At 58.1% G+C, this 23,253-nt stretch carries 19 protein-coding genes; 11 read left to right on the top strand and 8 right to left on the bottom strand.

The window, feature by feature from the left end; genetic code table 11:
* Positions 1–393: 393 nt before the first annotated feature.
* The 7 genes from rodZ to AFK67_RS15090 all read left to right on the top strand — a co-directional run bounded on the left by rodZ (position 394) and on the right by AFK67_RS15090 (position 7,659).
* The gene (gene rodZ / locus AFK67_RS15120; RefSeq protein WP_038883076.1) at positions 394–1,404 is read left to right on the top strand and encodes a cytoskeleton protein RodZ; all 1,011 of its coding nucleotides are present in this window, start codon (positions 394–396) and stop codon (positions 1,402–1,404) included.
* Positions 1,405–1,430: 26 nt separating this feature from the next.
* Positions 1,431–2,549, top strand: a complete 1,119-nt coding sequence (gene ispG, locus AFK67_RS15115; protein ID WP_038870318.1) for a flavodoxin-dependent (E)-4-hydroxy-3-methylbut-2-enyl-diphosphate synthase — start codon at positions 1,431–1,433, stop codon at positions 2,547–2,549.
* Positions 2,550–2,663: 114 nt separating this feature from the next.
* Complete coding sequence (gene hisS, locus AFK67_RS15110; RefSeq protein ID WP_007712762.1) at positions 2,664–3,938, top strand: histidine--tRNA ligase; 1,275 nt, start codon at positions 2,664–2,666, stop codon at positions 3,936–3,938.
* 35 nt (positions 3,939–3,973) lie between these two features.
* Positions 3,974–4,594, top strand: coding sequence for a YfgM family protein (locus AFK67_RS15105; protein WP_007751267.1), 621 nt, complete (start codon positions 3,974–3,976; stop codon positions 4,592–4,594).
* Positions 4,595–4,604: 10 nt separating this feature from the next.
* A complete protein-coding gene (gene bamB / locus AFK67_RS15100) occupies positions 4,605–5,786 on the top strand; it encodes an outer membrane protein assembly factor BamB (protein ID WP_007712764.1) in 1,182 nt (393 codons plus the stop codon).
* A gap of 119 nt (positions 5,787–5,905) precedes the next feature.
* Positions 5,906–7,387, top strand: coding sequence for a ribosome biogenesis GTPase Der (gene der, locus AFK67_RS15095; RefSeq protein ID WP_038870322.1), 1,482 nt, complete (start codon positions 5,906–5,908; stop codon positions 7,385–7,387).
* Between the two features lie 50 nt (positions 7,388–7,437).
* A complete protein-coding gene (locus AFK67_RS15090) occupies positions 7,438–7,659 on the top strand; it encodes a zinc ribbon domain-containing protein (RefSeq protein WP_007712780.1) in 222 nt (73 codons plus the stop codon).
* Here the strand turns inward: AFK67_RS15090 and AFK67_RS15085 are convergent.
* From AFK67_RS15085 to xseA, 3 genes are all read right to left on the bottom strand, one after another.
* Positions 7,656–8,006: a protealysin inhibitor emfourin gene (locus tag AFK67_RS15085; RefSeq protein ID WP_007712783.1), complete on the bottom strand. Its 351-nt coding sequence runs from the start codon at positions 8,004–8,006 to the stop codon at positions 7,656–7,658. The genes AFK67_RS15090 and AFK67_RS15085 overlap by 4 nt on opposite strands.
* A complete protein-coding gene (locus AFK67_RS15080) occupies positions 8,006–9,031 on the bottom strand; it encodes a M4 family metallopeptidase (RefSeq protein WP_007712785.1) in 1,026 nt (341 codons plus the stop codon). Before AFK67_RS15080 ends, AFK67_RS15085 begins: the two co-directional genes overlap by 1 nt.
* Positions 9,032–9,113: 82 nt before the next feature.
* Complete coding sequence (gene xseA / locus AFK67_RS15075) at positions 9,114–10,487, bottom strand: exodeoxyribonuclease VII large subunit (protein WP_007712787.1); 1,374 nt, start codon at positions 10,485–10,487, stop codon at positions 9,114–9,116.
* Positions 10,488–10,657: 170 nt separating this feature from the next.
* On the opposite strand from xseA, the gene guaB reads away from it, so the two are divergent.
* Both guaB and guaA read left to right on the top strand, forming a co-directional pair.
* The gene (guaB, locus tag AFK67_RS15070; protein ID WP_007712790.1) at positions 10,658–12,124 is read left to right on the top strand and encodes an IMP dehydrogenase; all 1,467 of its coding nucleotides are present in this window, start codon (positions 10,658–10,660) and stop codon (positions 12,122–12,124) included.
* A gap of 66 nt (positions 12,125–12,190) precedes the next feature.
* Positions 12,191–13,768 carry a glutamine-hydrolyzing GMP synthase gene (guaA, locus tag AFK67_RS15065; protein WP_038883077.1) on the top strand — a complete coding sequence of 526 codons (1,578 nt, stop codon included), beginning with the start codon at positions 12,191–12,193 and terminating at the stop codon, positions 13,766–13,768.
* Between the two features lie 263 nt (positions 13,769–14,031).
* Here guaA and AFK67_RS22155 read toward each other — a convergent pair whose 3' ends face one another.
* Positions 14,032–14,232 (bottom strand): YfgG family protein, encoded by a 201-nt coding sequence (locus AFK67_RS22155; RefSeq protein ID WP_071601058.1) that lies wholly within the window; start codon positions 14,230–14,232, stop codon positions 14,032–14,034.
* Positions 14,233–14,593: 361 nt separating this feature from the next.
* On the opposite strand from AFK67_RS22155, the gene AFK67_RS15060 reads away from it, so the two are divergent.
* The gene (locus tag AFK67_RS15060; protein ID WP_007712812.1) at positions 14,594–16,834 is read left to right on the top strand and encodes a sensor domain-containing phosphodiesterase; all 2,241 of its coding nucleotides are present in this window, start codon (positions 14,594–14,596) and stop codon (positions 16,832–16,834) included.
* 36 nt (positions 16,835–16,870) lie between these two features.
* On the opposite strand, the gene ppx is transcribed toward AFK67_RS15060, so the two are convergent.
* From ppx to purM, 4 genes are all read right to left on the bottom strand, one after another.
* Positions 16,871–18,412 carry an exopolyphosphatase gene (gene ppx / locus AFK67_RS15055; protein ID WP_007712815.1) on the bottom strand — a complete coding sequence of 514 codons (1,542 nt, stop codon included), beginning with the start codon at positions 18,410–18,412 and terminating at the stop codon, positions 16,871–16,873.
* Between the two features lie 3 nt (positions 18,413–18,415).
* The gene (gene ppk1 / locus AFK67_RS15050) at positions 18,416–20,476 is read right to left on the bottom strand and encodes a polyphosphate kinase 1 (protein WP_038883078.1); all 2,061 of its coding nucleotides are present in this window, start codon (positions 20,474–20,476) and stop codon (positions 18,416–18,418) included.
* 235 nt (positions 20,477–20,711) lie between these two features.
* The gene (purN, locus tag AFK67_RS15045; protein ID WP_007721221.1) at positions 20,712–21,353 is read right to left on the bottom strand and encodes a phosphoribosylglycinamide formyltransferase; all 642 of its coding nucleotides are present in this window, start codon (positions 21,351–21,353) and stop codon (positions 20,712–20,714) included.
* Positions 21,353–22,390, bottom strand: coding sequence for a phosphoribosylformylglycinamidine cyclo-ligase (gene purM, locus AFK67_RS15040; RefSeq protein ID WP_007721222.1), 1,038 nt, complete (start codon positions 22,388–22,390; stop codon positions 21,353–21,355). Before purM ends, purN begins: the two co-directional genes overlap by 1 nt.
* Before the next feature lie 232 nt (positions 22,391–22,622).
* On the opposite strand from purM, the gene upp reads away from it, so the two are divergent.
* Positions 22,623–23,249 carry a uracil phosphoribosyltransferase gene (upp, locus tag AFK67_RS15035; RefSeq protein ID WP_007721223.1) on the top strand — a complete coding sequence of 209 codons (627 nt, stop codon included), beginning with the start codon at positions 22,623–22,625 and terminating at the stop codon, positions 23,247–23,249.
* Positions 23,250–23,253 lie beyond the last annotated feature (4 nt).

Raw genomic sequence — 23,253 nt, 5'->3', positions numbered from 1 at the left:
CACGCGAGCAGGCTGGCGCGTGACCCGTTCCGGCGCAGGCGCAGCGATCGCTGCGTAAAGAAGCGCACGTGGTGAATAATTACGGTGCGTTTCTCTGCGCTTTGAGGCAGTATGTAGCGTCGCAACAACATGTTAGCTGGGGCTTTCTGGCTTATCTGGCGCCACTTAACAGACACCGGATAAAAAGCTGGCTATGGTTAACTAACGTTTCTGATTATCGCCTGCGGCATTGCGCCGTCTGAGGCGTTAAAATACGGGAACGGGTAACGGATGACGCACAGGCGTGTGTCCGATGAGAATGATTTCGCGGTATGGGCAGACAGGGCAGCGAAACGTTGTCTTATTCCTGCCGGTGCCAGTTCCTAATGAAAACAGTACCAGCAGTTGTAGCTAATGAATACTGAAGCCACTCACGAAGAAAATGCACCACACACCACGGGTGAGCGTCTGCGCCTTGCCCGTGAACAACTGGGACTCAGCCAACAGGTTGTGGCGGAACGTTTATGCCTGAAGGTGTCGACGGTCCGTGACATCGAAGAAGATAACGCGCCTGCCGACCTGGCCTCGACATTCCTGCGCGGCTATATCCGCTCTTATGCCCGTCTGGTGCATGTGCCGGAAGAAGAACTGCTGCCGATGCTTGCCAAACAGGCGCCGGTGAGAACCGCACAGGTCGCGCCAATGCAAACCTACGCGCTCGGCAAAAGCCGTAAAAAACGCGACGGCTGGCTGATGAGCTTCACCTGGCTTGTGCTTTTTGTGGTCGTCGGCCTGACGGGCGCCTGGTGGTGGCAAAACCACAAAGCGCAGCAGGAAGAGATAAGCACTATGGCGGATCAGTCCAGCGCAGAGCTGAGCCAGAACGCCGCCAGCAGCCCGCAATCCGTTCCATTGAATACTGATACCCCCGCTGACGCGTCGCAGGAGCAAGCGACGCCGCCGGCGGATCTGCCTTCTGGCGATGCGCAGGCCACGGCCGCGAACACGCCGCAGCCGACGCCGATGCCTTCGCCGACGACGGCGAGCCAGCAGCCGGTGGTTGTGCCGCCGAGCCAAGCGAGCACCGATACCGCCGCGCAGCAACAGAACGCCGCGCAAAGTCAGTTGCCGGTCGGCCAGGCCTCTACGGCGTCTGCCGCGAACGGCAACGCGCTGGTGATGAATTTCACCGCCGATTGCTGGCTTGAAGTGACTGACGCGACCGGTAAGAAATTGTTCAGCGGTCTGCAACGTAAAGATACTAATCTGAATCTGACCGGTGAGGCGCCGTACCGTCTCAAAATCGGCGCGCCGTCGGCAGTGCAGATTCAGTACCAGGGCAAACCGGTGGATTTGAGCCGTTTTATCAGAACTAACCAGGTTGCACGTCTGACCCTCAATGCCGAACAATCAGTAACGCAGTAACAGACGGGCAATGAGGGAGATTTGTCATGCATAATGAAGCGCCCATTCAGCGTAGAAAATCTAAACGGATATACGTCGGTAACGTCCCCATCGGCGATGGCGCACCCATCGCCGTACAGTCGATGACCAATACGCGCACGACGGATGTCGAGGCGACGGTCAATCAAATCAAAGCGCTGGAGCGCGTGGGCGCGGATATCGTTCGCGTCTCGGTGCCGACGATGGATGCCGCTGAGGCGTTTCGTCTCATCAAGCAGCAGGTCAACGTTCCGCTGGTCGCGGATATTCACTTCGACTACCGCATCGCGCTGAAAGTGGCCGAGTATGGCGTCGACTGCCTGCGCATTAACCCCGGCAATATCGGCAATGAAGAGCGTATCCGCTCGGTGGTGGACTGCGCGCGCGATAAAAACATTCCGATCCGCATCGGCGTTAACGCCGGATCGCTTGAAAAAGATCTGCAGGAAAAGTATGGCGAGCCGACGCCGCAGGCGCTGCTGGAATCCGCCATGCGCCATGTCGATCACCTGGATCGGCTCAACTTCGATCAATTCAAAGTGAGCGTGAAAGCCTCTGACGTTTTCCTCGCCGTGGAGTCATATCGTCTGCTGGCAAAGCAGATCGATCAGCCGCTGCATCTGGGGATCACCGAGGCGGGCGGCGCGCGCGCAGGCGCGGTGAAATCCGCGATCGGCCTTGGCCTGCTGCTGTCCGAAGGGATCGGAGACACCCTGCGTATTTCGCTCGCGGCCGATCCTGTCGAGGAGATCAAGGTCGGTTTCGATATTCTGAAATCGCTGCGCATTCGCTCACGCGGCATTAACTTCATCGCCTGCCCGACCTGTTCCCGTCAGGAGTTTGACGTGATTGGCACGGTGAACGCGCTGGAGCAGCGCCTGGAAGATATCATCACGCCAATGGATGTCTCGATTATTGGCTGCGTGGTGAATGGCCCAGGCGAAGCGCTGGTTTCCACACTTGGCGTCACCGGCGGCAACAAGAAAAGCGGCTTTTACGAAGAAGGCGTGCGTAAAGATCGCCTCGATAACGACGACATGATAGCGCAGCTCGAAGCCCGCATTCGCGCCAAGGCGTCGATGCTGGATGAGAACCGTCGCATCAGCGTGCAGCAGCTGGAAAAATAACGCAAACGTGGGAAGCGGCGTGCTTCCCGTGTATGATTGAACCCGCAAACCGCCCCAGCCACACCGGAGCGGTCTGTTTCGGGTTCATTTTTTGTATAGAAAAAGAGAATAAACGTGGCAAAAAACATTCAAGCCATCCGCGGCATGAACGATTACCTGCCGGGCGATACCGCCATCTGGCAGCGCATTGAAGGCACACTCAAGCAGGTGCTCGGCAGCTACGGTTACAGCGAAATCCGTTTGCCGATTGTAGAGCAGACCCCGTTGTTCAAACGCGCTATCGGTGAAGTGACCGACGTGGTTGAAAAAGAGATGTATACCTTTGAGGACCGCAATGGCGACAGCCTGACGCTGCGTCCTGAGGGCACCGCGGGCTGCGTGCGCGCCGGCATCGAACATGGTCTGCTGTACAATCAGGAACAGCGCTTGTGGTACATCGGCCCGATGTTCCGTCACGAACGTCCGCAGAAAGGGCGCTATCGTCAGTTCCACCAGCTTGGTGCCGAGGTCTTTGGCCTGCAGGGCCCGGATATCGACGCGGAGCTGATTATGCTAACCGCGCGCTGGTGGCGTGCGCTGGGCATCGCTGAGCATGTTTCACTGGAGCTGAACTCTATCGGCTCTCTGGAAGCGCGCGCGAACTATCGCGACGCGTTGATCGCGTTCCTTGAGCAGCACATCGATAAGCTTGATGAAGACTGCAAACGCCGTATGTATTCGAACCCGCTGCGCGTGCTGGATTCCAAAAACCCGGACGTGCAGGCGCTGCTAAACGACGCGCCGATGCTGGGCGATTACCTGGATGAAGACTCCCGCGAGCACTTCGCCGGCCTGTGCGCTTTCCTTGACGACGCCGGTATCGCTTACACCGTCAATCAGCGCCTCGTGCGCGGCCTCGACTACTACAACCGCACCGTGTTTGAGTGGGTCACGACGAGCCTCGGCTCGCAGGGCACGGTCTGCGCGGGTGGCCGTTACGACGGTCTGGTGGAGCAGTTAGGCGGTCGCGCCACCCCGGCGGTGGGCTTTGCGATGGGCCTTGAGCGCCTCGTTTTACTGGTTCAGGCGGTAAATCCGGAATTTACGGCGGATCCTGTTGTCGATATATACCTGATTGCGTCCGGCAACGGCGCGCAGTCGGCGGCAATGCAGCTGGCCGAGCGTGTGCGTGACGCGCTGCCGGGCTGCAAGCTGATGACCAACTACGGCGGCGGCAACTTCAAGAAGCAGTTCGCCCGCGCAGACAAATGGGGCGCGCGTATCGCGCTGGTTCTGGGCGAGGATGAAGTCGCCAACCGTCAGGTTGTGGTGAAAGATTTGCGTTCAGGTGAGCAACAGGCGCTCGCGCAAAGCGAACTGGCCGCGCATCTGCAAACGCTGCTGGGCTGATTTCCCGGCGACATTTCGTTAAGGAGAAGGACTGCGTGGAAATTTACGAGAACGAAAACGAGCAGCTCGACGCGGTAAAGCGTTTCTTTGCTGAAAACGGCAAAGCGCTGGCGGTGGGTGTGGTATTAGGGATTGGCGCGCTGGTCGGCTGGCGTTTCTGGAACGGCTCGCAGGTCGATTCCGCTCGCGAAACGTCGCTGCACTATCAGAATGTCATGACGGATGTCCGCGCAGACGATCCGAAAACTCTGAGCGCGGCGGAGCAGTTCGTCGCCCAGAACCAGAACAGCTACGGCGCGCTGGCCTCGCTTGAACTGGCGCAGCGTTATGTGGATAAAAACGATCTCAACAAAGCCGCGCAGCAGTTGCAGCAGGGCATTGAGAACGCGAAGGACGAGAATCTGCGCTCGCTGATGAACCTGCGCTTAGCGCGCATTCAGATCCAGCAGAAACAGGCGGATGCCGCACTGAAAACCCTGGACGGCGTGAAAGGCGAAAACTGGTCGGCAATGGTGGCCGATCTGCGCGGTGACGCGCTGCTGAGTAAAGGCGATAAACAGGGCGCGCGTGATGCCTGGAGCAAAGGAGTGAATGATAAAAACTCTCCGGCGCTTGGCGATATGATGCAGATGAAAATCAATAACTTGTCCATCTGAGAGGGACCCGATGCAATTGCGTAAATTAGTTCTGCCAGCGATGCTTTCCGTCACGCTGTTAAGCGGTTGCTCACTGTTTAGCGGTGAAGAAGACGTGGTGAAAATGTCGCCGCTGCCGACCGTTGAAAACCAGTTTGCACCGGAAGTCGCCTGGGACACCTCCGTAGGCAGCGGGATTGGCGATTTTTACTCCAACCTGCACCCTGCATTCCTTGATGGCACCGTTTACGCGGCAGACCGTCGCGGCACCGTGAAAGCCGTTAATTCGCAGGACGGCAAGGAAGTCTGGAGCGTCGATCTCTCTGAGAAAACCGGCTTTTTCTCCCGTAACCGTCCGGCGCTGCTGTCGGGTGGCGTGACCGCCGCTGGCGCGCATGTCTACGTGGGCAGCGAAAAGGCGCAGGTCTATGCGCTTAATACGTCTGACGGCTCTGTCGCATGGCAGACCAAAGTGGCGGGCGAAGCGCTCTCCCGTCCGGTCGTCAGCGATGGCCTGGTGCTGATTCATACCAGCAACGGCATGCTGCAGGCGCTGAATGAAAGCGACGGCGCTATCAAATGGACTGTAAACCTGGATATGCCGTCGCTCTCGCTGCGCGGTGAATCCGCACCGGCGTCCGCCTTTGGCGCCGCAATTGTCGGCGGCGATAACGGCCGCGTCAGCGCGGTGTTGATGCAGCGCGGCCAGATGATCTGGCAGCAGCGCATTTCGCAGGCGACGGGCGCGACAGAAATCGATCGTCTGAGCGATGTCGATACCACGCCGGTTATCGTTAACGGCGTCGTGTACGCGCTGGCGTATAACGGCAATCTGACTGCGCTGGATCTGCGCTCCGGTCAGATTATGTGGAAACGCGAGCTGGGCTCGGTGAATGATTTCATCGTCGACGGCGGGCGTATCTTCCTGGTTGACCAGAGCGACAACGTGCTGGCGCTGAATGTGGAAGGCGGCGTCACGCTCTGGACACAGACGCAGCTGCTGCACCGTAACCTCACCACGCCGGTGCTCTATAATGGATCACTGGTCGTAGGCGACAGCGAAGGCTACCTGCACTGGATGGATACCGATAACGGCCGCTTTGTGGCGCAGCAAAAAGTGGACAGCTCCGGCTTCCAGACCGAGCCTGTCGTGGCGGATAACAAGATCCTTATCCAGGCCAAAGACGGCACGCTCTACGCGATCACGCGTTAACAGACAGGCGTAGCACAGCTAAAACGGCTCCTGATTATCGCAGGGGCCGTTTCCTGTTTTCTGAAGCCCGCGCTTTGCGGCGGGTTTAATAATGATTTATCAGTAATGAGGCTTTAACAATGATACCTGTGGTCGCGCTGGTCGGGCGCCCTAACGTCGGAAAATCCACGTTGTTCAACCGTTTAACCCGCACCCGGGATGCGCTGGTAGCGGATTTCCCGGGGCTGACGCGTGACCGCAAATATGGTCGTGCCGAAGTAGAAGGACGTGAATTTATCTGCATCGATACCGGCGGTATCGACGGCGCGGAAGAAGGGGTGGAAACCCGCATGGCGGAACAGTCGCTGTTGGCGATTGAAGAAGCCGACGTGGTGCTTTTCATGGTCGACGCCCGCGCGGGCCTGATGCCGGCGGATGAGGCTATCGCCCAGCATCTGCGCAGCCGCCAGAAGCCGACGTTCCTGGTCGCCAACAAAACCGACGGTCTCGACCCGGATCAGGCGGTTGCGGATTTCTACTCGCTCGGTCTTGGTGAAATTCATCCGATTGCCGCTTCTCATGGCCGTGGCGTGACCTCGCTGCTGGAACATGTGCTGGTACCGTGGATGGACGATATCGATCCCCGGGAAGAAGTGGACGAAGAAGCCGAATACTGGGCGCAGTTTGAAGCCGAGCAGAACGGCGAAATCCCGGAAGAAGAGGAAGAAGACGACTTCAATCCGCAGGATCTGCCGATTAAACTGGCTATCGTCGGGCGTCCGAACGTTGGTAAGTCAACGCTTACCAACCGTATTCTCGGCGAAGACCGCGTGGTGGTTTTCGACATGCCGGGCACCACCCGTGACAGCATCTACATCCCGATGGAGCGCGACGGGCGCGAGTTCGTCCTCATCGACACCGCGGGCGTGCGTAAGCGCGGCAAAATTACCGATGTCGTAGAGAAATTCTCGGTCATCAAAACGCTGCAGGCTATCGAAGACGCCAACGTGGTGCTGCTGGTGATTGACGCGCGCGAAGGCATTTCCGATCAGGACCTCTCGCTGCTGGGCTTTATCCTTAACAGCGGCCGCTCGCTGGTAATTGTCGTCAACAAGTGGGACGGTCTCAGCCAGGAAGTGAAGGACGAAGTCAAAGAGACGCTGGATTACCGTCTCGGCTTTATCGATTTCGCCCGCGTACACTTCATCTCCGCGCTGCACGGCAGCGGCGTTGGCAACCTGTTTGAATCGATCCGTGAAGCCTATGATAGCTCCACGCGCCGCGTCAGCACCGCGCTGTTGACCCGCATCATGAAGATGGCGGAAGAAGATCACCAGCCGCCGATGGTGCGCGGTCGCCGCGTGAAGATGAAATATGCGCATGCGGGCGGTTATAACCCGCCGATTGTGGTCATCCACGGCACTCAGGTAAAAGACCTGCCGGATTCCTACAAGCGCTATCTGATGAACTACTTCCGTAAATCGCTGGACGTCATGGGCACGCCTATTCGTATTCAGTTCAAGGAAGGCGCGAACCCGTTCGCGAACAAGCGCAACACGCTGACGCCAAACCAGCTGCGTAAGCGTAAACGCCTGATTAAGCACATCAAGAAAAGTAAATAACCGAAGCGGGAGTCATGATGACTCCCGCTCTGTTTTTAAGGAGGTAACGCGTGGAATTACATTGTCCGAACTGTCAAAACCCGCTTGAGCCGAGCGAGCGCGGCGCGCACTGCGCCACCTGTCATCAGGATTATCAGGTTGAAGCACGCTGCCCTGAATGCCATCAGCCACTGGAAGTGCTGAAAGCATGCGGCGCGGTGGACTATTTCTGCCGTAACGGCCACGGGCTGATTTCGAAAAAACGCGTCGATTTCACGCTCCAGGCGCACTAGTCGCAGATACAGCCTTCGCCACGCTTCCAGAGCTCGCGCAGCCCTTCCGGCGCGGCGTTTTCCGGCACCAGAAGTACGATGTCGGCATAACCGGCCTGATTGTGCTGCGTCCAGAGGATCTGGATGCGGAAATAGCGCTGGTCGCCGCGCCCTGGCGAATCGGGCTGCCCTGGCGGAGAGGCCTGCGGCAGCGCCTGATGCAGAATATCGATAAGCCGCTGGCGCTGTTCGGCGTTCAGTTCAGCGACGGCGATGCGCCGCTGACCGGCCAGGCGTGGCATGTACGCCACGCCGCCTTCACGCGCCAGCTCTACGACGGCGTCATCCGTCAGATCTGGCAAATCCATCACAACACTCCTGTGGTTTTCCACGCCTGTTCGATAGCCTGCGCCACGCTGTCGCCGGAGCGTTTACGGCCATGCTCAATGGTCAGCTTCGCGAAACTCGCGAAATCGGCGTTCTGAGAAAGTGAGCGGTCACACACGGTGTCATACCAGGCATAGCCCGCTTTTTCCCAGGCGTAACCGCCAATAGCGGTCGCCGCCAGGTAAAACGCGCGGTTCGGAATGCCGGAGTTGATGTGTACGCCGCCGTTGTCTTCGCGGGTTTTTACAAAATCATCCATATGGCCGGGCTGCGGATCTTTACCCAGCAGCGGGTCGTCATAGGCCGTGCCGGGCGCTGACATCGACCGCAAACCGATGCCGTTAATGCCTTGCGCAAGCAGCCCTTCGCCGATGATCCAGTCCGCCTGATCCGCCGTCTGCTGGCGATGGTACTGCTTCACCAGCGAGCCGAAGACATCGGAGAGCGATTCATTAAGCGCGCCCGCCTGCTCGAAGTAGATAAGTCCCGCTTCGGTTTCCGTCACGCCGTGGCTCAGCTCATGCCCCACCACGTCAATGGCGATGGTAAAGCGGTTGAAGATTTCGCCGTCGCCATCGCCGAACACCATCTGCTGGCCGTTCCAGAAGGCGTTCTGGTATTCACGCCCGTAATGCACCGTGCCGCTGAGCACGAGGCCTTTGTTGTCCAGCGAGTCGCGCTGATACGCTTTCCAGAAGAAATCGTGCGTAACGCCCAGATAGTCGTAGGCTTCGTCCACGGCGACATCGCCGTTGGATGGTGCGCCTTCGCGGCGCACGAGCTCGCCTGGCAGCGCTTCGCGGTTCTGGGCGTCATAGATATCGCGCTCCAGTTTGCCTTTGGCGGCGACATGCGCGGCAGCGGCCTCTTTGTGCTGATGGGCCATCAGCGTCTGAACATGGGTGAGGGTCTGGCGCGCTTTCTGCTGCTGGGGGGCTGAGCCATTGTCGATAATGCGACGCAGGATGTACGGGGGAATAACGGTTGGATAACGTGACTGGTTCATTAGGGTCTCCTTACACGGCAAGTGCCGTTGAAAAAACCAACACTTGCAGTATAGTTCGTGACCCGCTGATTGCCCCTGAGGCTTATCCGGTTTTCTTTTTGCGCGTTTTTTTGGCAGGCGTGATCTGGCGCACTTCGCTTTCCACCCAGCCGTCCGCCAGCCGTGTGGTCAGCGTGTCGCCTGGCTGCACCTGCTTCGTCGCCTTCAGCACGTTGCCATTCGGCGCCGTAGTGACGCTGTAGCCGCGTGCCAGCGTCGCCAGCGGGCTCACGGCCTCCAGATGCGTGATGGCGTTGCCAAAGCGCTCACGCGTGTGGCTGAGGCGCGCTGAGACTGTCTGGGCGAGCCGATACTCGAGCTGCTGAATGCGCGCCGAGGCGCGATGCAGGCGTGGCAGCGGCTGCTGCTGGTTAAGACGCTGCGCCAGACGGGCCTGCCGTTGGGTCGCCTGACGCAGACGGCTGTCGAGCGCGTTGTCCATCCGCTGGCGCAGGCGCATCAGCAGTGTCTGCTGACGGGCGAGGCGCAGCTGCGGGTGCTGCTGTTCCAGACGATGGTGCAGACGCGTAAAGCGCTGCTGGCGATTGGCCAGCGAGTAATCCATCGCCATTTCAAGACGCTGCTGTAATCCCTGCACCTGACGCAGCAGCTCAAGCTGATTGCGGCTGACGATTTCCGCCGCCGCGGACGGCGTCGGCGCGCGCAGATCAGCGACGAAATCCGCGATGGTCACGTCGGTTTCATGGCCGACCGCGCTCACCACCGGAATGCGGCTCGCGAAAATCGCCCTCGCCACGCGCTCGTCGTTAAAACTCCACAAATCTTCCAGCGAGCCGCCGCCGCGCCCGACGATTAGCACGTCGCACTCGTCACGCAGGTTGGCAAGCTCAATGGCGCGCACGATCTGCGCGGGCGCGTCGTCGCCCTGTACGGCGGTGGGGTAGATGATGACCGGCAGCGACGGGTCGCGTCGGCGCAGTACGTTCAGCACATCATGCAGCGCCGCGCCGGTTTTCGAGGTGATCACGCCCACCTGACGCGCCGGGGAGGGCAGCGGCTTTTTCAGCGTGGTGTCGAACAGCCCTTCGGCGGCGAGCTGCTGCTTGAGCTGTTCATAGCGCTGTTGCAGCAGGCCTTCGCCCGCGGGCTGCATGCTTTCGACGATAATTTGATAGTCGCCGCGCGGCTCATAAAGCGTGATATTGGCGCGCACCAGCACCTGCTGGCCATGCTGCGGGCGGAAGGTGACCCGCCGGTTGCTGTTGCGAAACATCGCGCAGCGCACCTGGGCGGTGTCATCTTTGAGCGTGAAGTACCAGTGCCCGGACGCGGGCTGGCTGAAATTGGAGATTTCACCGCTGATCCAGACCTGGCCCATCTCCTGCTCAAGCAGCAGACGAACGCTCTGGTTAAGGCGGCTGACGGTAAAAACTGAGGGTGTCTGAGTAAGCGGCATGTGAGCTGGATCAAATTTTAAATCAGCAGGTTATTCAGTCGATAGTAACCTGCGTCCTGGCGATCGCAACCTTTTTTCGCAAAAAAATGTAGAAGCAATCGGTTACGCTCTGTATAATGCCGCGGCAATATTTTATCTGTTCTCATTCACCCCAGGTTGAGATATTGCCCATGCTACGTATCGCTAAAGAAGCACTGACGTTTGACGACGTTCTCCTCGTTCCCGCTCACTCTACCGTTCTGCCGAATACCGCGGATCTCAGCACCCAGCTGACCAAAACTATTCGCCTGAACATCCCCATGCTTTCAGCGGCCATGGACACCGTAACCGAAGCGCGTCTGGCGATTGCCCTGGCGCAGGAAGGCGGCATCGGCTTTATCCACAAAAACATGTCTATCGAGCGCCAGGCGGAAGAAGTTAAGCGCGTGAAAAAACATGAGTCCGGTGTGGTCACGGACCCACAGACCGTACTGCCGACCACCACGCTTCGCGAAGTGAAAGAGCTGACCGAGCGTAACGGGTTTGCAGGCTACCCGGTCGTTACCGAAGATAACGAGCTGGTGGGCATTATCACCGGGCGTGACGTGCGTTTCGTTACCGATCTGAATCAGCCGGTCAGCGTCTACATGACGCCTAAAGCGCGTCTGGTGACCGTTCGCGAAGGCGAGTCCCGCGACGTCGTACTGGCGAAGATGCACGAAAAACGCGTTGAGAAAGCGCTGGTTGTGGACGATAGCTTCCACCTGCGCGGCATGATCACCGTAAAAGATTTCCAGAAAGCCGAACGTAAACCGAACGCCTGTAAAGACGAGCAGGGCCGTCTGCGCGTTGGTGCCGCGGTGGGCGCTGGCGCCGGTAACGAAGAGCGTGTCGACGCGCTGGTTGCCGCTGGTGTTGACGTACTGCTGATCGACTCCTCACATGGCCATTCCGAAGGCGTGCTGCAGCGCATTCGCGAAACCCGCGCGAAATACCCGGATCTGCAAATCATCGGCGGTAACGTCGCGACGGCTGCGGGCGCGAAAGCCCTGGCGGACGCGGGCGTCAGCGCGGTCAAAGTGGGCATCGGCCCGGGCTCTATCTGTACCACCCGTATCGTGACCGGCGTGGGCGTACCGCAGATCACCGCCGTGGCGGACGCGGTTGAAGCGCTGGAAGGCACCGGCATTCCGGTTATCGCCGATGGCGGCATCCGTTTCTCCGGCGATATCGCTAAAGCGATCGCGGCAGGCGCAAGCGTCGTGATGGTCGGCTCCATGCTGGCAGGCACCGACGAATCTCCTGGCGAAATTGAACTCTACCAGGGCCGTGCTTACAAATCCTACCGCGGCATGGGCTCGCTTGGCGCGATGTCCAAAGGCTCATCCGACCGCTACTTCCAGACCGATAACGCCGCTGACAAGCTGGTGCCGGAAGGCATCGAAGGCCGCGTAGCGTATAAAGGCCGTCTGAAAGAGATTATCCACCAGCAGATGGGCGGCCTGCGCTCCTGCATGGGGCTGACCGGCTGTGGCACGATTGATGAGCTGCGCACCAAAGCGGAATTCGTGCGCATCAGCGGCGCGGGTATTCAGGAAAGCCACGTTCACGATGTGACCATTACTAAAGAGTCTCCGAACTACCGCATGGGTTCTTAATTTTCCCCGCCCGGCGTTCGCGTCGGGCGTTTACTTTGTATCAGCTACTTTCTGGAAAACGCGTCAATGACGGACAACATTCATAAGCATCGTATCCTTATCCTCGACTTCGGTTCTCAGTACACCCAACTGGTGGCCCGCCGCGTGCGCGAGCTGGGCGTTTACTGCGAACTGTGGGCCTGGGACGTGACGGAAGAGCAGATCCGCGGCTTTAACCCTAACGGGATCATTCTCTCGGGCGGCCCGGAAAGCACCACTGAAGAAAACAGCCCGCGCGCGCCGGAATATGTGTTTAACGCCGGCGTGCCGGTGCTGGGCGTCTGCTACGGCATGCAGACCATGGCGATGCAGCTTGGCGGCCACGTCGAAGGCTCTAACGAGCGTGAATTCGGCTATGCGCAGGTGGAAGTGAAAACCGATAGCGCGCTGGTGCGCGGCATTGAAGATGCGCTGAGCGCCGACGGCAATCCGCTGCTGGATGTCTGGATGAGCCACGGCGACAAAGTGACCGCCATTCCGTCTGATTTCGTGACCGTCGCCAGCACTGAAACCTGCCCGTTCGCGATTATGGCGAACGAAGAAAAACGCTTCTACGGCGTACAGTTCCACCCGGAAGTGACCCACACCCGCCAGGGCCTGCGTATGCTGGAGCGCTTTGTGCGCGACATCTGCGAGTGTGAAGCGCTGTGGACGCCGGCAAAAATCATCGATGATGCCGTTGAGCGCATCCGTCAGCAGGTGGGCAATGACCGCGTGATCCTCGGTCTTTCCGGCGGCGTAGACTCCTCCGTTACCGCGATGCTGCTGCACCGCGCGATTGGCGACCGTCTGACCTGCGTCTTCGTTGATAACGGCCTGCTGCGCCTGAACGAAGCCGAGCAGGTGATGGATATGTTCGGCGACCATTTCGGTCTCAACATTGTTCACGTTCCGGCGGAAGATCGTTTCCTCAACGCGCTGGCGGGCGAGAACGATCCGGAAGCGAAACGTAAGATCATCGGCCGCGTGTTTGTTGAAGTGTTCGATGAAGAAGCCCTGAAGCTTGAAGACGTGAAATGGCTGGCGCAGGGCACCATTTACCCTGACGTGATTGAATCTGCCGCGTCGGCGACCGGCAAAGCGCACGTTATCAAATCGCACCACAACGTGGGCGGCCTGCCGAAAGAGATGAAAATGGGCCTCGTCGAGCCGCTTAAAGAGCTGTTCAAAGACGAAGTGCGCAAGATTGGTCTGGAGCTCGGCCTGCCGTACGACATGCTGTACCGTCACCCGTTCCCGGGCCCGGGCCTCGGCGTTCGCGTACTGGGCGAAGTGAAAAAAGAGTACTGCGATCTGCTGCGCCGCGCTGACGCCATCTTTATTGAAGAACTGCGTCGCGCCGATCTTTACGACAAAGTGAGCCAGGCATTTGCGGTATTCCTGCCGGTGCGCTCCGTCGGCGTGATGGGCGATGGCCGTAAATATGACTGGGTCGTCTCGCTGCGCGCGGTGGAAACCATCGACTTCATGACCGCCCACTGGGCGCATCTGCCGTACGATTTCCTGGGGCGCGTCTCCAACCGCATCATCAACGAAGTCAACGGCATTTCCCGCGTGGTGTATGACATCAGCGGTAAGCCACCAGCCACGATTGAGTGGGAATAAGCAGAACCGTCATTCTCTGTTTATTATCCATTAACGTTATTAAGCCCTCTGTTTTTACAGAGGGTTTTTCTTTTATAAGCGGCATGGCTTTTATTAGACGGTGTAGTTACAGCCTGTGTTTGAATGCGTTTATGCGGCCAGAGCATGGCTGAAGATATTTAGTGAGCGCACCAGAGCCTGGAGCAGAACAATACAAACAAAAACGCCCGTTAATCATCGATTGCGGGCGTTTTTCTGTGGCGTCGCAATGGGGCTTTAAGACACTAGCGCGGCTGTTGCTGCGAAGAGGAGTCGAGAGTCATGCTGAGTTGCTGGGCCTGGACTTTATCCTGGTGGTGATACCACGCGCCGACGGCGGAGTAGATAAAGCGACCAAAGAAGAAAAGAAAACTGATAAGCAGTACAATGCGGGTCATTCGACTGTTGAATCGATGCCGTCTTCGTATGCTGGTGGCCTGTGACACGCCTTTACCCTTTAAATTTACCCGTCATCTGCGGGCGACGTAAATATTAAGGCACAGCGAGGCGAAGAGGTCAATTATTCATCATGTAAAATTGCGTACAGAACGGCAAAATATGCTTTTTATCAATATATTTAATAAGTTGATTAATAAAGTGATATGCGTCTTTTTCTGCAAGTGTGCGCTGGCAGAGGGTACGGCTGCGTCACTTGATGTATATCAATGGAAAGCGGTTTCCTCTGACTAAAATCGGCTAATCGCGCCGCGTCCGGCTCAGATTGGCCGCGGTTTACAACACAACAGCCAGGTCGGATGCCTGCCTGAAATTCTTGCCCTGGAACATGGGGCCTGGTATCGAGCATCTATGTTATTGGTTGAAATCCTCAGAAAAAATAAAGACAAGTGGTGGGCGCTGCCGCTGGTATTGACGCTGCTGCTGCTGCCACTCGCCCGCGCCGGGAATACCTACGCGCATATCGATGGCGGGCTTGTCGTGCTTTATTACTTACCGCTGTCGCTGTTTAGCGCCTTAGTGATGCTCTATGGGCGTCGCGCGCTGCCCGGCATCGCGCTTGGCGTTCTCGTCTATTATCATCGCAACGTAGGCCTGCTCGATTTAAGCGTGACGTTGCTGAATTTTATCGTGGCGACGGCACTCAGCTGGTGGGGTTACCGAATTTTCGCGCCCGGTCATCATGCGGTTTCCTGGTGGCACACGCGAAGCGGCGCGCAGCGCATGTTCTGGCTAGTGTTTTTCAACGCGACGGTATTTATCCTCTTTTATCAGATAGCCGCTTTTCTCGGCCTGTATGAACGGCCCACCTCGCTGACCGGCGATAACCCGTTTACCGTTCTGACGCTTATCAGCTATCAGGCGGTGCTGGTCGGTTGCCTGACGGGCACGCCGTTTTTTTATCTCATCATTCGCGTGCTGCGCCATCCGCGCTATCTGAAGAGCTTTCTCTCTCAGGCGCGGGCGCAGCGCGATAAAAAGGTCAGCAAAACGGAAGTGGTGGTCTGGACGGCCATTATTCTGTTTCTGCTCGGCTGTCTGGTGCAGCCGACGGGCGACAGCAGTTCGCTGTTTAATACCACCTACACGCTCTCGCTGCTGCTGCCCGTCATGCTGTGGGGCGCGATGCGCTTTGGTTATTTCTCTATCACCACGGTCTGGACGCCTGTGCTGGCGCTGCTGTGCCATTACTACTATCTCTACTTCCCGGCGGTGCCCGGCTACGAAACCCAGATGGTGATCAACACCTCCAGTTATGGCGTGTTTTCGCTGGTTATCGTATTCATGGCGCTCACCGCCACTCGCCAGCGCCTGATGCACCTGCGCGGCAGGCGTCTGGCGCTCATTGACCCGCTCAGCCATATGCCGAATTTACGGGCGCTGAATCGCGATCTCGCTAAAGCGCCGTGGTCGGTGCTGTGCTTTATGCGTATCCCGGAGCTGGAGCTGCTCGGGCGCAACTACGGCGTGATGCTGCGTATTCTTTATAAGCAGCAGCTGGCGGCGTGGCTGCGCCAGAGCCTGCTGCCGGACGAGCTCGCCTACCAGCTCTCCGGGCACGATATCGTGCTACGTATTCATACCGAGTCTTATCTGGAGCGCATTGACGCGCTGGATAAACGCGTGCGCCAGTTCCGCTTTATGTGGGACGGCATGCCACTGCAACCGCAGGTCGGCATCAGCTACAGCTTCGTGCGCGCGCCGGTCACGCACCTGCATCTGCTGCTTGGCGAGATGAGCACGATGGCGGATCTGTCGCTCGCCACCAACCAGCCCGAAAGCCTCCAGTGTCGCGGCGCGAACCATGTCCAGAAGGGCGTGAAGCTCAAAGTGGATATGCTGAACCGCCTGCAGCAGGCGCTGGATAATCATCATTTTCGCCTGATGGCGCAGCGTATCGAGGGCATGCGCGGCGACAGCTACTACGAAATCCTGCTGCGTATGCACGGCGAGGATGGCGAGCTTATCGCGCCGGAAATTTTTCTGCCGGTGGCGCATGAGTTTGGTCTGTCGTCGCGTATCGACCTGATGGTGCTGGAAAGCACGCTGAAATTTATGGACGCCTCCCGCGACGCGCTGCCCGCCAGCCGGTTTTCGATTAACCTGACGCCCGCTACGGTCTGCCGCGTACCGTTTCCGGGCGAAGTGCAGCGGCTGCTGGCGCGCTATCATGTCGAGCCCTGGCAGCTGATTTTCGAAATCACCGAAAGCCAGTCGTTTACCAATGTGGAGCAGACCCAGATAACACTCTCGCGGCTGCGCGCGATGGGATGCCGCATCGCCATCGACGATTTCGGCACCGGCTACGCCAGCTATGCGCGGCTGAAAAGTATTAACGCCGATATCCTGAAAATCGACGGCAGCTTTATCCGCAATATCGTCACCAGCAGTCTCGATTATCAGATTGTCGAATCAATGTGCCATCTGGCGCGCATGAAGAATATGCAGGTGGTGGCGGAATATGTCGAAAGCGAAGAGATTAAAACGGTGGCCTGTTCGCTCGGCATCGATTATTTGCAGGGGTATGTGATTGGCAAGCCGCAGCCGCTGGAGTCGCTGGTCGCCGGAAAACCGCAAGCGGTGGCGCAATAGCAAAAAAACGGTGAGCCAGGCTCACCGTTTTGCGTTTCAGGCGGCCACTTCCGGGCTCGCTTCTTCTTCGATATTCAGCTTCCAGCCGGTCACGCCTTCCCAGTACTGCTGCTCGCGTTCGAGATCCAGCAGCACCAGCGCGTTCTGACTGAACCAGTCGTGCGGGAAGCGCAGCGTCCAGTGGTTCTCGTCGGTATGCAGCACGAGCGTGGGCGGCGTGGTGGTCGCCTGGCGCTGATTATTCAGCAGCACGCCAAGACGCAGCAGCTGAATAAGCGGCAGGAACTGCTTTTTCTTATACAGCGTAAAGCGCGGCAGCTCATCGAGCTTAATCGCCTTGCGGTGATAGCGCACCAGCGTCGCCATCATCATCTGCTGCTCCTGATTAAAACCCGGCAGATCGCTGTGCTGAAGGATATACGCCGAATGGCGGTGCAGGCCGCTGTGATTGATGCCAAGCCCGACCTCATGCAGCATCGCCGCCCACTTCAGCAGCGCCGCCAGCGACGGGTTGGAAAGCTTCGCGTTCTGCTGTTCCCACTGCTCATACATCAGCATGGTGGTGTCCAGCACGCGGTGCGCCTGTTCTCTGTCGATATGGTACTGATTGGCAAGGCTCTGCGCGGTGCGAATGCGGATATCCTGATGGCGGAAACGGCCTTCCATCTCATACAGCACGCCCTCACGCAGCGCGCCGTCGGAGAGCCGCAGCTCGCGGATAGCCAGCGCGTCAAACACGCCGCAGAGGATAGCGAGCCCCGGCACAAACACCACTTTGCGCTCGTCCGAAAGCCCCGGCAGGGTGAGGGCGGAGAACTGGCCGAATTTCAGCACTTCGTCGCGCAGCATATCGAGGCGATCCGGCGTGATAAAACCGTCTTTTTCGCCCATCTCCACCAGCACTTCATGGGCGGCTTTGATGGTGCCGGAGGCACCCAGCGCCACGGTCCAGCCCTTCAGACGGTACTGCCAGGCGAGACTTTCGAGCTTTTGCACCGCGGCAAGACGCGCGCGACGGAAATTATCCGGCGTGATTTCGCCATTCGGGAAGAAATGCTGCCCAAAGCTGACGCAGCCCATACGGCGGCTCTCCACCAGCTGCGGTTCGAAATCTTCGCCAATCACCAGTTCCGTCGAGCCGCCGCCGATATCAATCACCAGCTTGCGTCCGCGCTCCGGCTGGGTGTGTTCCACCCCCATAAAGATCAGGCGCGCTTCTTCGTTGCCGGAGATGATTTCAATCGGGTAGGGGATCACCTTTTCCGCGCGTCTGAGGAAATCCGTCGCGTTGGACGCCTGACGCAGCGTATGCGTGCCGACGATGCAGACGTTGGCTGCGGAAAAGCCCTGCAGGCGCTCGGCGAACAGGGAGAGACACGCGAGGCCGCGCTCCATGGCCTCTTCGCTCAGCATATTATTTTCATCCAGCCCGTCGGCCAGATGGACGCGCTGTTTCAGGCGACCAATGATTTGCATGGCGCCATCCACCACACGGGCTATCACCATATGGAAGCTGTTAGAGCCGAGATCGACCGCAGCAAATTCCTCCGGTCGTGGAGCATCAGAAGTTATCGGCATAGATTATTCAGGCTGTTCAAGAGATTTGATGTAATCGTAAATCGCCAATTGTGCGCGAACTTTGCGGCGATTGCCACGCGGCACATAGCGATTGCTCAGTTCTTTATCCACATAACGGGCCTTCACCGTATCACTGAACAGGATATCAATAATATCCAGAATGCGCTGTTTAAGGCGCGGGTCCAGCAACGGCGCGGCGACTTCAATGCGGTAGTCGATATTACGCGTCATCCAGTCGGCAGACGACAGGTAAACGCGTTTATCGCCGCCGTTTTCGAAAATATAAACCCTGTCATGTTCAAGATAGCGGTCGACGATGCTGATGACCTGGATATTTTCGCTGATCCCCTCAAGCTGCGGGATAAGCGAGCACATACCGCGGATCAGCAGATTAACCGGCACGCCGGAGCCGGAGGCCGCATAGAGCCGGTCCACCAGGCCTTTATCGACGAGGTTATTCAGCTTAAGCGTAATCCCCGACGGCAGCCCCTGCTGCGCGTTGGCAATCTCCTGGTCAATCATCTCGTACATCAGGCGGCGCGAATTCTGCGGCGATACCAGCAGGTAGTCGAAGCTCACCGGCCGGTAGGGGTTTTCGATAAAGTTAAACACCCGGCGCACTTCGTTGGTGATGCGCGCATCGGCAGTCAGCAGCGAATAGTCGGTGTAAAGACGCGCGGTTTTCTCGTTAAAGTTGCCGGTGCCGATATGCGCGTAGCGCACCACATCTTCGCCTTCTTTGCGCGAAATCAGGAACAGTTTGGCATGGATCTTGAGGCCCGGGGCCGAGAAGATCACATGCACGCCCGCTTCGGTGAGGCGTTTCGCCCAGTGGATGTTCGCCTCTTCATCAAAGCGCGCCTGTAGTTCCACCACCACGGTGACTTTTTTGCCGTTGTGCGCGGCGTGGATCATCGAGTCAATAATGCGCGAATCTTTCGCCACGCGGTAAATATTGATTTTGATCGCCAGCACGCTTGGGTCGAACGACGCCTGACGCAGCAGCTCCAGCACATGCTCGAACGTGTGGTACGGGTAGTAGAGCAGCACGTCGCGCTCGCGGATCGCGTCAAAGCCGTTGCGGAATTGATCGAACCAGATGTGGCGCAGGCGCGGCAGCGGTTTATTGATTAAATTCGCTTTGCCGACGTTCGGGAAGCTGATGAAGTCTTTAAAGTTATGGTAACGGCCGCCCGGCACGATGGAGTCGTAGCGCGAAATCGAGAGCTTTTCACGCAGCATCTGAACCATCGCGTCCGGCATATCGCGCTGGTAGACAAAGCGCACCGGTTCGGCGGTCAGGCGCTGCTTGAGGCTTGAGGACATCAGCTCCAGCAGGCTTGATTCCATCTCATGCACCAGATCGTACTCGGCGTCGCGCGTCATTTTCATCGAATAGGCGTTCAGCGCGTCGTAGTCGAAAAAGCCTTTGAAGATATCATCAAGGCAGAAGCGCAGGATGTTATCGAGCAGGATCATTGGCTTGCGGCGACGCGGCGTCTCCGGCGGCAGATTGACGAAGCGCGGCACTTTGTCAGCCGGGATCTCCAGCAGCGCGTAGCGGATGGATTCGCCGCGGATGATTTCGACCGCGAGATAGGTGTAATCGTCTTTCAGAAACTGCACCAGATCGGTATCGCGATTAATCAGCGTCGGGGTGACGTGCTGGCGCAGATAATGTTTGAAGTAGTGGCGCAGCCACACCTGCTGGTTTTCAGAGAGCTGACGCTCGTTGATAAGGAAGATCTGGTTGCGCGCCATCTCCAGCAGCAGGTCGTTGTACAGGCCGTCGAACTCCTGATCCGCCTTCAGCACCCGCGACTGGATCTTGCCCAGCAGGTGGCGTGAATGGGAGTTTAACCCTTGTTCTTCGCTGATAATAATGCGCCGCTTAAGCTCGGCGAACCGGACCTTATAAAATTCATCAAGGTTATTGGAGTAGATGCCAAGAAAGCGCATGCGCTCGATCAGTGGATTGGATTTATCCGCCGCCTCCTGCAAAACGCGTTCGTTGAACGATAACCAGCTCAGTTCTTTTTCGATATAAAGCTTATCCTGACCCATTACTACTCACACTCCGGTTGATTAACGCGGGACGTGGCAACGCCGTCTCGGGGTTATTATGGCGAGCTTTGTCATGCTCTGTCCAACTGTGCCAGAAAAGTATGACAGTTATCCGCGAGCTTTCGAACAGGCCGCAAAAAAGCCTGTAAAACCTTGAGGTTGGCGGACGCCTTCTGGCTGTGTTTGTCTGTATTAACGGCACGGGGCAGAAAAAAATAAAGGGCCATGCGGCCCTTTAGTCATCAGATGCGTAACCCTGCGGCGGGAGCGGCTGCCCGTCAAGCCAGGCGCGGCCCTCGCGCATCGCGAGGCGGCCCTCGACAAACCAGCTGACGACCAGCGGATAAATGGCGTGCTCCTGCGCCTGAACGCGCGCGGTAACATCCTCTTCCGTGTCGCCCGCGAACACCGGAACGCGGGCCTGCAAGATCACCGGGCCGCCGTCGAGCTCGTCCGTCACAAAATGTACCGACGTGCCGTGCTCGTCGTCGCCATTGGCGAGCGCCTGGCGGTGGGTATGCAGCCCCGGATATTTCGGCAGCAGAGAAGGGTGGATATTCAGCAGCCGTCCTTCATAGTGCGCCACAAACGCCGGGCTCAGAATGCGCATGTAGCCTGCCAGCACCACGAGATCTGGCGCATACGCATCTATCTCCTGCATCAGCTCGCGATCAAAGGCGTCGCGGCTCGCAAACGCGCCCGCGCTTAAGGCGTGAGCGGGAATGTTCGCATCGCGCGCGCGCTCAAGGCCGAACGCGTCGGCCTTGTTGCTGAAGACGGCGCTGATGACGCCGTTGATTTTCTTCTGCGCGCAGGCATCCATGATGGCCTGCAGGTTGCTGCCGCTGCCGGAAATCAGCACTACGATGCGCTTCATTACGCAATAACCACGCGGTCCTGGGCGTCTGATGCTTTGATAGCGCCGATTTTCCACGCAGTTTCGCCAAGGCTATTGAGCAGCGCAACCGCCTTGTCCGCTCCGGCGGCAGGCAGGGCGATAACCATACCGACGCCGCAGTTAAAGGTGCGGTACATTTCATGACGGCTGACATTGCCAGCCTGCTGCAACCAGTTGAACACCGCTGGCCACTGCCAGGAGGATTCATCAATCACCGCCTGGGTGTTATCCGGCAGCACGCGCGGAATATTCTCCCAGAAGCCGCCGCCGGTCAGGTGGGCGATGGCGTGAACGTCGAGCTTCTCAATCAGTTCCAGCACCGGCTTCACATAGATGCGGGTCGGGGCCAGCAGGTGATCGGCGAGCGGTTTACCGTCAAGCTCGGTGGTCTGCGGATCCGCGCCGCTCACTTCAAGAATTTTGCGCACCAGCGAGTAGCCGTTGGAGTGCGGGCCGCTGGAGGCCAGCGCCACCAGCACATCGCCGTCAGCCACTTTCGTGCCGTCGATAATCTCTGATTTTTCCACCACGCCGACGCAGAAACCGGCCACGTCGTAATCCTCGCCGTGATACATGCCCGGCATTTCCGCCGTTTCGCCGCCGACCAGCGCGCAGCCGGACTGTAAACAGCCTTCGGCGATGCCGCTAATCACGCTTGCCGCCGTCTCTACGTCCAGTTTTCCGGTCGCGTAGTAGTCGAGGAAGAACAGCGGCTCGGCGCCCTGTACCACCAGGTCGTTGACGCACATCGCCACCAGGTCGATGCCGATCGTGTCGTGACGCTTGAGATCCATCGCCAGACGCAGCTTGGTGCCGACGCCGTCGGTACCGGAGACCAGCACCGGCTCGCGGTATTTCTGCGGCAGCGCGCAGAGCGCGCCGAAGCCGCCCAGGCCGCCCATCACTTCCGGGCGACGGGTTTTTTTCACGACGCCTTTAATGCGGTCGACCAGAGCGTTACCAGCATCAATATCAACACCGGCATCTTTATAGCTGAGAGAGGTTTTGTCGGTCACTGCTAAAGTCCCCACGCGGTTGCGGTTGGTGGTAGTAGAGAAATCGCGGCAATTCTAACAGTCCAGGCAAACGTTTGCGAGCGCTTGTTGCGTTGAATAAAACACACTTATAAGATGGCTGTCTTCTGTTCGGTTGATCCCGATCAAGCCCATTACGTATGGCGCGGCGCGCAAAAAGCGGTATAATCCGGCGATTTTTTTTGTGGCTGCCACCTCGCTGGGGAGAAAGAGAATGAAGATCGTCGAAGTGAAACACCCGCTGGTTAAACACAAGCTGGGCCTGATGCGTGAGCATGACATCAGCACCAAGCGTTTTCGTGAACTCGCCTCCGAAGTCGGCAGCCTGCTGACCTATGAAGCCACCGCCGATCTGCTGACGGAAAAAGTGACCATCGAAGGCTGGAACGGCCCGGTGGAAATCGAGCAGATCAAAGGGAAGAAAATTACCGTCGTGCCTATTCTGCGTGCCGGTCTCGGCATGATGGAAGGCGTGCTGGAGAACGTGCCGAGCGCGCGCATCAGCGTCGTTGGCATCTACCGCGATGAAGAAACGCTGGAGCCGGTGCCGTATTTCCAGAAGCTAGTTTCCAACATCGACGAGCGTATGGCGCTGGTCGTCGACCCGATGCTGGCGACAGGCGGTTCTATGATCGCAACCATCGACCTGCTGAAGAAAGCCGGCTGCACCAGCATCAAAGTGCTGGTACTGGTTGCCGCGCCGGAAGGCATCAAGGCGCTGGAAAACGCGCACCCGGATGTCGAGCTTTATACCGCGTCTATTGATAAGGGGCTTAACGAGCAGGGATACATCATTCCGGGCCTCGGCGATGCGGGCGACAAGATATTTGGTACAAAATAAACAT

Source organism: Cronobacter dublinensis subsp. dublinensis LMG 23823, assembly GCF_001277235.1.
Taxonomy (GTDB): Bacteria; Pseudomonadota; Gammaproteobacteria; order Enterobacterales; family Enterobacteriaceae; genus Cronobacter; species Cronobacter dublinensis.
The sequence above is the reverse complement of the archived record's forward strand: the minus strand, read 5'-3'. Positions and strand labels throughout refer to the sequence as shown.

Coding starts and splice junctions, on each gene's coding strand:
- AFK67_RS15085 (WP_007712783.1), bottom strand. CDS start 8,006: ATGGATTTGCCAGATCTGACGGATGACGCCGTCGTAGAGCTGGCGCGT.
- guaB (WP_007712790.1), top strand. CDS start 10,658: ATGCTACGTATCGCTAAAGAAGCACTGACGTTTGACGACGTTCTCCTC.
- guaA (WP_038883077.1), top strand. CDS start 12,191: ATGACGGACAACATTCATAAGCATCGTATCCTTATCCTCGACTTCGGT.
- AFK67_RS15080 (WP_007712785.1), bottom strand. CDS start 9,031: ATGAACCAGTCACGTTATCCAACCGTTATTCCCCCGTACATCCTGCGT.
- ispG (WP_038870318.1), top strand. CDS start 1,431: ATGCATAATGAAGCGCCCATTCAGCGTAGAAAATCTAAACGGATATAC.
- upp (WP_007721223.1), top strand. CDS start 22,623: ATGAAGATCGTCGAAGTGAAACACCCGCTGGTTAAACACAAGCTGGGC.
- xseA (WP_007712787.1), bottom strand. CDS start 10,487: ATGCCGCTTACTCAGACACCCTCAGTTTTTACCGTCAGCCGCCTTAAC.
- der (WP_038870322.1), top strand. CDS start 5,906: ATGATACCTGTGGTCGCGCTGGTCGGGCGCCCTAACGTCGGAAAATCC.
- purN (WP_007721221.1), bottom strand. CDS start 21,353: ATGAAGCGCATCGTAGTGCTGATTTCCGGCAGCGGCAGCAACCTGCAG.
- bamB (WP_007712764.1), top strand. CDS start 4,605: ATGCAATTGCGTAAATTAGTTCTGCCAGCGATGCTTTCCGTCACGCTG.
- ppx (WP_007712815.1), bottom strand. CDS start 18,412: ATGCCGATAACTTCTGATGCTCCACGACCGGAGGAATTTGCTGCGGTC.
- AFK67_RS15060 (WP_007712812.1), top strand. CDS start 14,594: ATGTTATTGGTTGAAATCCTCAGAAAAAATAAAGACAAGTGGTGGGCG.
- ppk1 (WP_038883078.1), bottom strand. CDS start 20,476: ATGGGTCAGGATAAGCTTTATATCGAAAAAGAACTGAGCTGGTTATCG.
- rodZ (WP_038883076.1), top strand. CDS start 394: ATGAATACTGAAGCCACTCACGAAGAAAATGCACCACACACCACGGGT.